Genomic DNA, 607 nt, shown 5'->3' on the forward strand with positions numbered 1-607 from the left:
TTTGTCTAACGACAAAATGGGCAACCTAACTGACCTTGAGAAGAAAGGTCTGAAAGTTGCTGGTCTTGCTGTGTTGGTTGTGTCTGCTTTGTTGGCTTGGACGATTGTTCCAGAAGACGGCATCCTACGTTCAGACGCTGGCACTGTTGCAGGATCCCCATTCCTGAAAAGTATCGTCGCTTTCATATTCGTATTCTTTGCTATCCCTGGCTTTGTATACGGTAAAGTCGTTGGCACGATGAAAACCGACCGTGATGTTATCGATGCGATGTCTAAATCAATGTCTTCGATGGGCATGTACATCGTGTTGGTGTTCTTCGCTGCGCAGTTTGTTGCTTTCTTTAAGTGGACGAACTTTGGCCAAGTATTTGCCGTTGCAGGTGCTGACTTCCTGCAAAGCATCGGTCTGACTGGCCCTATGTTGTTCTTCGCATTCATTCTGATGTGTGGCTTCATTAACCTGATGATCGGTTCTGCATCGGCGCAGTGGGCCGTGACAGCTCCTATCTTCGTGCCAATGCTAATGCTAGTGGGTTATGCTCCAGAAACCATTCAAGCGGCTTACCGTATCGGTGATTCAACCACGAACATCATCACACCGATGATG

The 607-nt window shown here is 47.6% G+C and carries 1 protein-coding gene; it reads left to right on the top strand.

Annotated elements, in window-relative coordinates:
- Nucleotides 1-607: AbgT family transporter (locus tag R7093_RS26475; RefSeq protein ID WP_318147183.1), on the top strand; the 607-nt coding region annotated here is incomplete at both ends.

The organism is Vibrio sp. 1580, assembly GCF_033340055.1.